The sequence below is a fragment of the Ferruginibacter yonginensis genome, assembly GCF_042651465.1.
In the GTDB taxonomy this organism is placed as follows: Bacteria; Bacteroidota; Bacteroidia; order Chitinophagales; family Chitinophagaceae; genus Ferruginibacter; species Ferruginibacter yonginensis.
Genome location: NZ_JBHSCZ010000001.1, coordinates 1,541,788 through 1,554,507, shown reverse-complemented (window position 1 = coordinate 1,554,507; position 12,720 = coordinate 1,541,788). Strand labels below are relative to the sequence as shown.

Annotated in this window: 11 protein-coding genes; 4 read left to right on the top strand and 7 right to left on the bottom strand. The window is 35.6% G+C overall.

What is annotated here, in order from left to right:
- Positions 1–148 precede the first annotated feature (148 nt).
- Positions 149–1,183: a Holliday junction branch migration DNA helicase RuvB gene (ruvB, locus tag ACFOWM_RS06935; RefSeq protein ID WP_379708183.1), complete on the top strand. Its 1,035-nt coding sequence runs from the start codon at positions 149–151 to the stop codon at positions 1,181–1,183.
- Positions 1,184–1,373: 190 nt separating this feature from the next.
- On the opposite strand, the gene ACFOWM_RS06930 is transcribed toward ruvB, so the two are convergent.
- On the bottom strand, positions 1,374–2,072 hold the full coding sequence (locus ACFOWM_RS06930; protein ID WP_379708181.1) for a response regulator transcription factor: 699 nt from the start codon (positions 2,070–2,072) through the stop codon (positions 1,374–1,376).
- Between the two features lie 275 nt (positions 2,073–2,347).
- Positions 2,348–3,301 carry a cytochrome-c peroxidase gene (locus ACFOWM_RS06925; protein WP_379708179.1) on the bottom strand — a complete coding sequence of 318 codons (954 nt, stop codon included), beginning with the start codon at positions 3,299–3,301 and terminating at the stop codon, positions 2,348–2,350.
- Between the two features lie 74 nt (positions 3,302–3,375).
- Here ACFOWM_RS06925 and ACFOWM_RS06920 point away from each other — a divergent pair, with 74 nt between their 5' ends.
- Positions 3,376–4,932: a helicase HerA-like domain-containing protein gene (locus ACFOWM_RS06920; protein WP_379708177.1), complete on the top strand. Its 1,557-nt coding sequence runs from the start codon at positions 3,376–3,378 to the stop codon at positions 4,930–4,932.
- A gap of 222 nt (positions 4,933–5,154) precedes the next feature.
- Here the strand turns inward: ACFOWM_RS06920 and ACFOWM_RS06915 are convergent, their stop codons facing one another.
- The gene (locus ACFOWM_RS06915; protein ID WP_379708175.1) at positions 5,155–7,062 is read right to left on the bottom strand and encodes a RecQ family ATP-dependent DNA helicase; all 1,908 of its coding nucleotides are present in this window, start codon (positions 7,060–7,062) and stop codon (positions 5,155–5,157) included.
- Positions 7,063–7,124: 62 nt separating this feature from the next.
- Positions 7,125–9,233, bottom strand: a complete 2,109-nt coding sequence (locus tag ACFOWM_RS06910; RefSeq protein WP_379708173.1) for a heavy metal translocating P-type ATPase — start codon at positions 9,231–9,233, stop codon at positions 7,125–7,127.
- A 62-nt stretch (positions 9,234–9,295) separates the two neighbouring features.
- On the opposite strand from ACFOWM_RS06910, the gene tsaE reads away from it, so the two are divergent.
- Entirely contained in the window at positions 9,296–9,709 is a 414-nt protein-coding gene (gene tsaE / locus ACFOWM_RS06905; RefSeq protein ID WP_379708171.1) for a tRNA (adenosine(37)-N6)-threonylcarbamoyltransferase complex ATPase subunit type 1 TsaE, read from the top strand.
- A 22-nt stretch (positions 9,710–9,731) separates the two neighbouring features.
- Positions 9,732–10,946 carry an alanine dehydrogenase gene (locus tag ACFOWM_RS06900; RefSeq protein ID WP_379708169.1) on the top strand — a complete coding sequence of 405 codons (1,215 nt, stop codon included), beginning with the start codon at positions 9,732–9,734 and terminating at the stop codon, positions 10,944–10,946.
- Between the two features lie 6 nt (positions 10,947–10,952).
- Here the strand turns inward: ACFOWM_RS06900 and ACFOWM_RS06895 are convergent, their stop codons facing one another.
- The 3 genes from ACFOWM_RS06895 to lpxA are packed head-to-tail and all read right to left on the bottom strand — an operon-like array spanning position 10,953 to position 12,622.
- A complete protein-coding gene (locus ACFOWM_RS06895; protein WP_379708167.1) occupies positions 10,953–11,201 on the bottom strand; it encodes a hypothetical protein in 249 nt (82 codons plus the stop codon).
- On the bottom strand, positions 11,202–11,819 hold the full coding sequence (locus tag ACFOWM_RS06890) for an ABC transporter ATP-binding protein (RefSeq protein WP_379708165.1): 618 nt from the start codon (positions 11,817–11,819) through the stop codon (positions 11,202–11,204).
- Positions 11,820–11,824: 5 nt separating this feature from the next.
- Positions 11,825–12,622: an acyl-ACP--UDP-N-acetylglucosamine O-acyltransferase gene (gene lpxA / locus ACFOWM_RS06885; protein ID WP_379708163.1), complete on the bottom strand. Its 798-nt coding sequence runs from the start codon at positions 12,620–12,622 to the stop codon at positions 11,825–11,827.
- Positions 12,623–12,720 lie beyond the last annotated feature (98 nt).

Sequence of the window (12,720 nt, the reverse complement as noted above, 5' to 3'; positions counted from 1 at the left end):
TGTACTACTGGTAGTATTTGTGTTTAAAAGGTTAGTAATTATTATTGATAATGTTTATACTGACGGTAATTTAATTTAAAAAATAAAAAAGCCGTAATAAAAACATGATAAACTACTGTACCTTACATCATTTCGTTAATTTGCAACTATGGCAAATCCTAATTTAAATAATGATGCTAACAAACAAACTTCGGTAGAAAAGGAGTTTGAAAATAATATACGACCAAGGGAAATTGCCGATTTTTCTGGTCAACCTCAAACCATTGATAACCTTCGCATATTTATTAAGGCGGCCAAGCTGAGAGGCGAAGCGTTGGATCATATTTTATTTCATGGCCCGCCAGGCTTAGGTAAAACCACTTTAAGTAGAATTGTTGCCAACGAACTCAATGTAAATATTAAAGAAACAAGTGGACCCGTTATTGAAAAGCCAGGCGATTTAGCCGGCTTGCTCACTAATTTAGAGCCGAATGATGTGTTGTTTATTGATGAAATACATCGATTAAGTAATGTGGTAGAAGAGTATTTATATGCAGCAATGGAAGACTATCGTATTGATATTATGATTGATAGTGGACCAGCGGCTCGTAGCATACAAATAGATATTAATCCGTTTACATTAATAGGCGCCACTACCCGAAGTGGTTTACTCACAGCACCTTTGCTATCAAGGTTTGGTATAAAAAGTAGGTTGGAGTATTACGATGCAGCTACCCTAAAAAATATTTTGATAAGAAGCGCAGGCATATTGCAAACCAAAATTACCAGCGATGCGGCAGCTGAAATTGCAGGAAGAAGCAGGGGTACGCCTCGTATTGCCAATGGATTGTTACGTAGGGTAAGAGATTTTGCACAGGTGTTAAGCAACGGTATTATTGATATGAACATTACCGAACATGCCCTCAATGCTTTAAACGTTGATAAGTATGGGTTAGATGAAATGGATAATCGTATTTTGAGTACTATTATTGATAAGTTTAAAGGCGGCCCCGTTGGTATTACCACTATTGCAACAGCAGTGGGAGAAGAGGCCGGTACATTAGAAGAAGTATATGAGCCTTTTTTAATACAAGAAGGTTTTATAATGCGTACTGCAAGGGGTAGAGAGGTAACAGCAAAGGCGTACAAACACTTTGGTAAAACACCTTTACGTGGCAGCGGCGATAATTTATTGTTTACATAATTTACATATTACATGTTGAATATTAATACCAACCTCACTATTTGGTCAATCGTAAACCTATTTGTTTTTGTAGGTATTATTTTCTTTTTTATGCGCTACATCAAAAAAAAATACAAAAAATAATGGCTTTGTATAAAATAAAAAAGGCTTCTCAAACGAGGAGCCTTTTTTTATTTGTTTAATAGTATCATTACAAGGTTTCTACTAACCTAAAGCCATTGCCATGAATATTTACAATTTCAAGCTTAGCATCTTCTTTTAAATACTTACGTAATTTGGCAATGTACACATCCATACTTCGACCATTAAAATAAGTATCGCTGCCCCATATCTTTTTCAAAGCGGCTTCTCTTGGGAGCAAATCATTTTTATACTCTGCAAGCATTTTCAACAATTCATTTTCTTTTGGTGATAATGTTTGCGTTTTGCCATTTACCGTTAATTCACGTAAACGTGGGTTAAAATGGTAAGCTCCTAAATCGAACTCAGCATTTACCTCGTCTTTGTGCATTTCTTCATTACGCTTTAAAATAGCTTTTATTTTGTGTAACAATACTTCGCTATCAAAAGGCTTGGTAATATAATCATCTGCCCCTAATTTGTAGCCTTGTATAATATCATCTTTCATGGTTTTTGCACTTAAGAAAAACAAAGGCACATCTGGGTTTATATCCCTAATTTCTTCTGCAACGGTGAAGCCATCCATATTTGGCATCATTACATCGAGTAGGCATATATCAAACTTTTCACGTTGAAAAGCAGCTAAGCCTAGCCTACCATCTCTTTCCAATGTTACATCGTAATCGTTGAGTTCTAAATAGTTTTTTAATACCATACCAAGGTTGGTATCATCTTCACAAAGTAAAATTTTAGGTTTAGTTGCTTCCATAATGAAAAATTTATTTACAAATAAAATTAATTGATAATCAATACTGCTAATATAATGCCTAATTTTTTGTTAAGCTACAACATTATGTTATACAGATGTTGATTGTGATAATTGGTTTAACTACTGCTTGTTATAGAAATGGTAAAATAGTAGTACTTACGTTTGGTGGCTCAGGGATAGCAGCGAAAATATTTTTTGCCGAAGGTTAAAAAAATATTGCAGCGTATAGCCCTAACCACTGGTGCCACCTGCATTACAGCCCACAGCCCCACACATTACTTACGTATATAAGCTTTGTCTGTTAATGTTTTTAAAAAGGCAATAATGTCTTTTTGCTCTTGTACAGTGAGCCCTAACCCTTTTTTTAAAATAGGGTCAATATTTTGTTGATGTGCAAAAAAGCCATTGGGTTGGTTGTAATAGGCCAATACTTCTTCTAAGGTTTTAAATTGGCCATTGTGCATATACGGTGCAGTAATGGCTACGTTACGCAAACCTGGGGTTTTAAATTTACCAATATCTGCCTTTTTTTTAGTGATGTTGTACCGACCACTATCGTTGAGTTGTAACCCGTTGAATAAGCCTATATTTTTAAAGCCATCATCAGTAAAATCTTCAGTAAAATGGCACTCAAAACATTTGCTTTTGTTGCCAGTAAACAACTGTCGGCCACGTTCTTCTGCTGCTGTAAAACGTACTTTATTATTGGCCCAATCATCAAACTTACTATTGGTGGTTTCTAAACTTTTTTCGAAGGCAGCCAACACATCGGCCAAATTTTTTTCGGTTACTTTTTGTTTGTACAAGTGGTAAAACTGTTTGCTGTAAAAACTATTTTGGTTAAGGCGGTTTACAGCTTCGGCAATGGGTAAGCCCATTTCATCTTTATGAGCAATGGGTTGTAAGGCTTGCTGTTGCAAGGTTGTAGCCCTACCATCATAAAAAAAATATGGTCGGTTAGCCATATTTAATACCGATGGTACATTGCGTTTGGTAAGGGTGCCGTTAATGCCTTTGCTAAAGGCAACAGTATCAGCAAAGGCTAATGTTGGGTTGTGGCAACTTGCACAACTCACTGAGCTATCAAGCGATAAAATATTTTCGTTGAACAATAATTTTCCTAAAGCAACTTTAGTTGTAACATTAGTTGGTTGCTCATTTTCATGTATAAACCCAGCTACACTAGCTATGCCAGTGCATAATACCAATATGGTAAAAAATGATTTCATTAATGCTACAAAAAGGTTCGTTTTAGAAACAAATTTATTTTAAGGTTTATTGTAACTTTCACAAAAAATATAATATGCAAGATAATGCAGCTTTTGTTGATGCTATAAAAAATGGTTACACTTTTAAAGGGGAGTCTGTACAAATTGGTGCAGCCATGCTCAATGGTACGGTAATACCCGATGCAAAAATATTTTTACCCTTAAAAACCATGAATAGGCATGGCCTCATAGCTGGTGCAACGGGTACAGGTAAAACCAAAACCCTGCAAATGATAAGTGAGTTTTTGAGTGATGCTAGTGTGCCGGTTTTATTGATGGATATAAAAGGCGATTTAAGTGGTATTGCAGCTTTGGGAGCAGTAAATGATAAGGTTACAAGTAGGTACCAACAAATTCAATTACCATATACACCAGCACAATTTCCAGCTGAGTTATTATCGTTAACGGGTAAAAATGGGGTAAAATTGAGGGCTACAGTAAGTGAGTTTGGTCCGGTTTTGTTGAGTAAAATATTAGATTTAAATGATACCCAAGGTGGCGTAGTGGCGCTACTTTTTAAATACTGTGATGATAATAAATTGCCCTTGCTCGATTTAAAAGATTTTATAAAAGTATTGCAGTTTATTGGTAACGAGGGTAAGGCTGAAATAGAAAAAGTGTATGGTAAAATATCAACCACGTCAACCGGAACTATTTTGCGAAAAGTAATAGAGTTGCAACAACAAGGTGCGGATGTGTTTTTTGGTGAACGTAGTTTTGAGGTAGATGATTTGATGCGTATTAGTGATACTGGCCAAGGTGTTATTAATGTGTTGAGGGTGATGGATATTCAAGATAAGCCCAAATTATTTTCCACTTTTATGTTGCAAATGTTGGCGGAACTTTATGCCTCAAGCCCAGAAGAAGGCGACCTCGATAAACCTAAATTGGTGTTGTTTATAGATGAAGCACATTTAATTTTTCAAGAAGCTAGTAGCGAATTGATTCAACAAATTGAAACCATTATTAAACTCATTCGTTCAAAGGGTATTGGTATTTTCTTTTGTACACAAAACCCAATGGATATACCAGCATCAGTATTAGGACAATTGGGTATGAAAATTCAACATGCTTTAAGGGCGTTCACTGCGGCTGATAGAAAAACGATTAAACAAACGGCTGATAATTACCCTGAAACTGAATTTTATAAAACTGAAGATCTTATTACACAACTCGGTATAGGTGAAGCCTTGGTAACCATGCTCAATGAAAAAGGTATACCTACCCCTTTGGCCCAAACCATGTTATGTAGCCCTCGTAGTAGAATGGATATATTGACTGACGATGAAGTACAAAACATCAATGCAAAAAGCAAACTAGTAGCCAAGTATAATGTAGATGTGGATAATGAAAGTGCTTACGAAATTTTAACAGCCAAATTAGAAGAAGCCACTGAAAAAGCAGCAGAAGCAGAAGAACAAACCACTAAAAAATCATCTGCTAAAGAGGAACCATCCACTATCGAAAAAATTGCCAATAACAGCATTGTAAAAAGTATGGTGCGTACCGCAGGTAATGGTTTAGTAAGGTCACTTTTGGGCGCTTTAGGCTTGGGTGGTAGAACTACCAAACGAAAATCTAGTTGGTTTTAAAAATTATTATTAAATTTAATATGTAGCTATAATCAATTGATTATCAATGTAATAAATATCTTTTAAAACGTAAATTTACTATTTTGTAGTATTTGTACTACAAATAATTGTAAAAATGCTTGGTAGAAGTAGTATATCGATGTATCTTCACATCGGTTTTTCATAGGATATTGGATTTTAAAGCGGGACTAGATATCTATCTTGGTCCCTTTTTTTTGCCTGTTACTTTTTAATTTGCAATAAATTTTTATTGTTCTGTTCAATTATTTCTTCTGTAATTAAGTATTGTATAACCAACCAAACAGAACGTTGCCTTAATGGTTTTAGTTGTTTCATTAACTGTTGCAATGGTAAAGGTTGTTGTTGCAACATTATTGTTATTTTATTACAAACTTCGTTGAATTGATCGGGTGGTAAAGTAGCGTCGGTATTATTGATACAATTATCACAAATACCACATTTGGTGGCTTGGGTATCGCCAAAATATTGGGCAATGATGCTACTTCTACATAAGGTTTGGTTGCTTACATATTGTTCCATAGCAACGGCTCTTTTGAGTGCTTCTTTTTTACGGAGCAGGTGGGCTGTTACATCTATCTGAAAAGCATCTGTATACATCCTGTTTTTTAAAAGTACAATTTGAGGCTTTTCAGCGGCTGGTTTATATTGTAAAATACCGTGTTGGTGTAACTGTCGTATATGCGTAATTACTGTTGCAACATCTAATTTTAAAAATTTAGCTAACAATGTTTCATTGATTTGTGCTGGGTAATCAAATACACCTTCGTAAGAGCGGAGCAACCCTTTTATAGTAGGCTCTAATGAAGGGTAGAGTTGCTCAAAAGCTTGCAAATCATTTTTTGAAACGGTGAATACAACCGTTGATTGTTTAAACATTGATTCAGCAAGTGTAAAAAAACCATCTTGCGCCAATGCTTGTAAACCATAAGTAGCTTCTAAAATATTGAACTTGAAATTTTTTGCAAACACAGCAATATCAAAGTCATGGCTTTCACCTTCTCCACCACCTGCAGCAATTTGTAGATGGTTCATAACGGCCATATAAAGTGCTTTTAATTTTTCGGGAGATGGATATCGGTTTTCAATATTTGATATTAAATCCGTAGCTTCTTTTGCATTGTATAATAACACAGCGTAAGCTCTTTTTTCATCTCTACCTGCTCTGCCAGCTTCTTGATAATAATTTTCTAAACAATCAGGTACATCATAATGTACTACCACTCTTACATCGGGCTTATCAATACCCATACCAAATGCATTGGTGCAAACAATGACGGTGGTGATATTATTTACCCAATTTTGTTGTTTGAGGTTGCGTTGTTCGTTGCTTAAACCTGCATGGTAAAAATCAGCATTAATATTATTGGCTTTGAGCAAATTAGCCACTACAGTAGTTTGTTTACGGCTTTTGCAATACACAATGGCAGCGCCTTTTACTTTATTTAATATATCAACCACTTTGGCTTCTTTGGCCGTAGGTTTAAAAACGCTGTACGATAAATTGGGTCTTACAAATGATTGTTGAAATTTTTTGAAGGAAGGTTGAAATAATAAATTTGTACAAATATCATCTTGCACTTTTGTTGTGGCTGATGCTGTTAAAGCAATAACCGGAACGTTGGGTAGTTCATTACGTAAATTGGCAATACGCATGTATGATGGCCTAAAATCGAAACCCCATTGTGATATGCAATGTGCTTCATCAACCACTAATAAACTGGGTTTAATTGCAGGTAAATATTCCAAAAACAATTTGGTTTCTAAACGTTCTGGTGATACGTATAAAAATTTGTAATTGCCATGTGCTGCATTTTGCAATGTTTGTTTTACTTCGTTATAATGCATGCCTGCATAAATTGCTAATGCACCTATACCTTTCTTTTTTAAGTTTTCAACTTGGTCTTTTATTAAAGCAATGAGTGGACTCACCACTAAACAAATCCCTTCTATCATCATTGCTGGCACTTGAAAACAAATTGATTTACCGCCGCCTGTAGGTAATAAAGCCAAGGTATCATGTTGTGCTAACACTGCAGCAATAATATCGGCCTGTAACGGACGAAATGTTTTGTATCCCCAATATTTTTCTAGTGTAGCAGTTGCATCCATGTGAGGCTTAAAGTTAGTGCTTTAATGATGATGTTTCCTTCACAAAAAAATATCAAGTTTTATTAATCAGTAACTTTTTTTACATAAAGTTTTACTGAATTAATGGCCAGCACAATATCACTAAAACCCATGGCTAATGCAGCTAAGGTGGGTGTTAATAAGCCGAACGCAGCAATAGGTAATGCTACAATGTTGTAGATGAAGGCCCAAAATAAATTTTGTTTAATAGTACGGTAAGTGTGTTTGCCTAAGCCCAAAGCCATGGGTAAATTTTTTAAGCCTTGGTTCATTAAAATAACATCAGCACTTTGTATTGCAATTTGTGCAGCATCACTTAATGAAATACCCAATGATGCTTTGGCCAGTGCAGGTGCATCATTAATACCATCACCCACCATTGCAGTAGGTGCAGCAGCATTTAATGAAGTGATGATGGCTAATTTTTCTGATGGAGTTTTTGATGCATACACTTCATCAATCCCTAATATTTGTGCTACTTGTGCACATTTAATGGTACTATCACCACTTAATAAAATAGTTTTTATTTGCTGTTGATGCAACCAATTGATTACGGAGGCAGCTTCTGGTCTTATTTCATCTGCAAGGTTAATCCAGCCAATTAAAATATCATTTTTTATTACATATAAATTATGTTCACTTGTTGGTATGCTAGGTAATATTTTATGTGAACCTACTTTGTATATATTGCCTTCGTGGTCAGTGGCTACCATACCAACACCTTTTATTTCTTCTATTTTTTGCCAAGTAATAAAGTCGTTCGTTTTCCATTGTTCGGTTATGGCTTTCGCAATAGGGTGGTTTGAAAATTTTTCGAGTGAGTACACCATTTTTTTAAATGTAATATCATCTACATCACTTTGGTATTCGGTTACAGTAAACTTGCCAGTGGTAAGTGTGCCTGTTTTATCAAACACTACTTGCTTTATTTTTTTAAAGGTTTCTAATGCGGATGCATTTTTAAATAATATACCCAATTTTGCAGCCCTACCTAAACCAACAGCAATAGCAGCAGGTGTGGCTAAACCCATGGCACAAGGGCATGATATTACTAAAACTGCAATACCCCTTAACATAGCTTGTGCACTACTTACATCAAACAAAAAATAATTGATTATAAATGTGAGTAAAGCAAACCCGAGTACCACAGGCACAAACACTGCACTAATACGATCAGCTAATTTTTGTAAGGGTGGTTTTTCAGCTTGGGCTTGTTGCACCAAATGAATAATATTGGCAAGCACAGTATCTTTACCAGCTGCAGTTACAATGGCTTTTACCAAACCATTTACCACGGTGCTGCCGCCAATCAATGTATCTTTTTTTTGTTTGGTTATAGGCTCAAATTCACCAGTAATAATGGCTTCGTTTACACTACAATCGCCCCATAAAATTTTACAATCGGCTGGCACTTGTTCACCATTTTTAATGAGTACTAAATCGCCATTTTTTAAATATTTATTTTCTATCGGAAAAATTTGTTCTTGATGTTGGTCATCAAAAGCAATCATATTGGCCATTACTTTTTGTGTAGCTGTTAATGATTTTACCGCTTTTTGGGTTGACTGGATAGCAGCTTCTTCTAAATAATTACCAAAAAATACTAAGGTGATGATGGATGCCGTTGTTTCAAAAAATAAATAATGTTCCCCTAAATTCAATATAGCACCAACCATACTGTAACCAAACGATGCTATGGCACCCACCGTAATTAGTACATTCATATTTGGGCTACCATGTAACAAACTTTTGTAAGCACTTTTGCCAAAATAATACATGCCTACAACAAACACTGGTAAACAAATAATGGCCTGCACCCAAGGGTTCATGAGCCAGTGCATATGTAGGGGTAGCATGTGCAACATCAATACCACGGTAACGGGTAGTGTAAATAAAAAACGTTGTTTATTGTTATGTAGAAAATTTGTTTTTGAGGGAGTGATGGTAACGGCGTTTTCATCAACCACCTTATAGCCCAATTGTTGAATACCTTTTTTAATTTTTTCAATATCCAAAGCATCAGCAAAACTTACTTCGCCAGTAATTGCATTTACGGCTACATTATTCAATCCTTCTTTTTTTAAATAGTTGGTAATGCTGAGTGCACAGTTGCTACACGTCATGCCTTCAACTTTCCATTCAGTAGTTTGCATGTTGCAAAATTATCTTGCTTTATGGTTAACCAAATACTAATTAACCAATTTATATTTGCAACATGGATGTAACTTTTACACTCGATACAATTCAAACAGCCGCAACCACCTTGTTGCAGCAAATTGGCCAACGCAAAGTAATTGCTTTACATGGCGAAATGGGTGCCGGTAAAACTACTTTGGTACATGCAATTGGTGAAGTGCTAAGGGTGAAAGAAGCCGTGAGTAGCCCTACTTTTTCCATCATCAATACCTATACAACGGCACAACAAACCACTTTGTATCACCTTGATTTATACAGATTAAAATCAGTGCAAGAAGCCATTGGTGCAGGAGTTGAGGATTGTTTGTATAGTGGTGATTTATGTTTGGTGGAGTGGCCAACTATAACACCACAATTATTGCCTGATGATGCGGTGCATGTGTATATCACCTCTAAAGGAAATAATGAACGCCTGCTGCAAATAAAATTGTAATTTGTAAAAAAGAATTTATTCAATGGCCACTACCAAACCTTTTGTATCACCATCGCTCAGCTACGAAACCTTAGAAGAAACGTTGGATGTAAAACCTAAGAAAGATCAACTTTTTATAGGCATACCCAAAGAAGATTCTTTTAACGAAAATAGGATTGCACTAACGCCAGATGCAGTGAGTGTAATTGTGGCCAATGGGCATGATGTGTGGGTGGAAACCAACGCAGGTATTGGTGCTAATTATACTGATAAAGATTATAGTGAGGCAGGCGCCAAAATTGTATACGATAAAAAACAAGTTTTTGAAGCTGATATTTTAGTAAAAAGTGCACCTGTAAGTGAAGAGGAATGCGAATTACTTAAAATGAACCAATACATCATTTCACCCATTCATTTAGCCGAAATGAAAAGGGATATTTTAATGAAGATGATGCTCAAAAAAATTACAGCACTTAGTTTTGAAAATTTAAAAGACGATAGTGGTCATAACCCTATTGTACGCAGCATGAGTGAAATTGCTGGTTCAGCTGTTATGCTTATTGCTGGGCAATACCTCAGCAATGCCAATAACGGAAAAGGTGTATTGGTTGGTGGTATTAGTGGCATACCACCCACAAAAGTAATTATAATGGGCGCTGGTATTGTGGGTGAATATGCAGCTCGAACGGCATTAGCAATGGGAGCTAGTGTAAAAATATTTGACAATAGTATTTACAGATTAAAACGCCTGCAAAATAATATTGGCGGTCGTATGTGGACCTCCGTTTTAGAACCAAAAATTTTGGCCAAGCAATTAAAAACTTGTGATGTAGCTGTTGGCGCTTTAAGCAACGATGGTGGTAGAACACCAATGGTGGTTACAGAACAAATGGTGAGCAATATGCGACCAGGTAGTGTAATTGTTGATGTAAGTATTGACCATGGCGGTTGTTTTGAAACCAGCCAAGTTACCACCCATGCAGCGCCCACTTTTACTAAGTATGATGTAATACATTATTGTGTACCCAATATACCAAGTGGTTTTGCACGAACTGCATCGCAAGCCATTAGTAACGTACTGATGCCTTTATTATTAGAAACTGCTGAAGATGGTGGCGTAGATAATATTATTTGGTATAAAATAAATATACGTAGCGGTATTTATATGTTTAAAGGCGCCCTCACTAATTTTCATTTAAGTGAACGTTTTAATTTAAAGTATACTGATTTAAATTTATTGATAGCAAGTAGGAGGTAAGCTTATTTAATGAAATAAAGAAAGTGAAAATAGTATTAGCAATGCAATCCCTTCAATGAGCCATACTCTTTTATTGTCAATGATGATCCATTGTAAAAAAAAGTCTAACAATAGCATTACAATTGCAGTGTAAAGTAAATAACCTGCAGCAATTAAATCATTAGGATTATTACTATCTATTTTTAAAATAACAGATAAAGTAATCATCATTACAGCGACAAAATTACCTGGGGTTACATTGTATTTTAGTTTCATTTATTTATAATCACTTATTGAAATTACAGCCGTACAGTTTTCATACTCTTGAGGGTCGTTGCTACTTACCACTACTAAACGATTGTGTGTATATTGTTGCCAAAGCTGTTTGTATATAGCAACGCCAGCTTCATCTAAATTGGTAGTAGGTTCATCTAACAACAACGTGGTTGTATCACTGAAAAACGCTTGTGCTAACTTTAAACGTTGTTTCATACCGCTACTAAAATACCTTATTTCTTTATGGCCTGCTTTGCTGAGCCCTACTGTATTTAATATATCGCTTATAGTAGCCACCAACGGTTTAAAATTTTGATGGAATTGTAAAAATTCAATGGCGGTCATCTCTTCCACCACATCTAAATAAGGCGCTACAATGGCTATTTGCTGGTAAGATGTTTCTTCGTTGTAATTATTGGCAGCTGCTGCAGGTTTTCTTGTAATGGTACCTTCGCTATGTAACGTAGCACCTGCAATTATTTGTAGTAATGTTGATTTGCCTGAACCATTGGCCCCTGTAATAGCATAACTGTTACCTTGCAAAAAGGTATAATTGAACTTTCTAAAAATCCATTCTCTATTATACCTTTTGCCTGTATTTTGTAATGTTATATTCAATGCAATTAATCTTCAGAAACAGCGCCTTTTATTTGACGCTTAATAATACCCCTGCCACTTTCTCTAATAAAGGTTACAATTTCATCTCTTTCATTGGTTGCAGGTACTTCTTCTTCAATATAATTGAGTGCCTGTGTAGTGTTTAACCCTTTGTTGTAGATGATGCGGTAGATGTTTAAAATTTCGTTGATGCTTTCTAATGAAAACCCTCTTCTTTTTAAACCAACAGAGTTAACACCTGCATAGCTTATAGGTTCGTTACCTGCTTTAATGAAAGGAGGTACATCTTTACGTATTAATGAGCCACCGCTTATAATACAGTGTTGCCCAATTTTTACAAATTGGTGTACGGCACACATACCACCTAAAATAGCAAAATCGCCTAACTCTACATGACCAGCTAACTGGGTGTTATTGCTCATAATGCAGTTGTTGCCAATTATACAATCATGTGCAATATGGCAATAAGCCATAATTAAACAGTTGGTGCCCACTTTGGTGGTCCAGTTGGCTTTACTACCACGGTTAATGGTTACAAACTCTCTAATGGTTGTATTGTCACCTATTTCAACAGTGGTATCTTCTCCACTATACTTTAAATCTTGCGGTATGGCAGATATTACAGCCCCCGGAAAAATTCTACAATTTTTACCAATACGAGCACCATCCATAATGGTTACGTTACTGCCTATCCACGTGCCTTCACCAATTTCAACGTTAGGGTGTATAACGCTGAATGGATCAACTTTTACGTTGGTAGCTAATTTAGCATTGGGGTGTATGTATGTATGTGGATGAATCATTGGTTATATTAAATTTTAAACAACCATTATTTGTTGGTTGAGTTTTATTGTTGATTTGCTTTAATTACTTTTAGTTAAGATATTATTTATAAATGAAT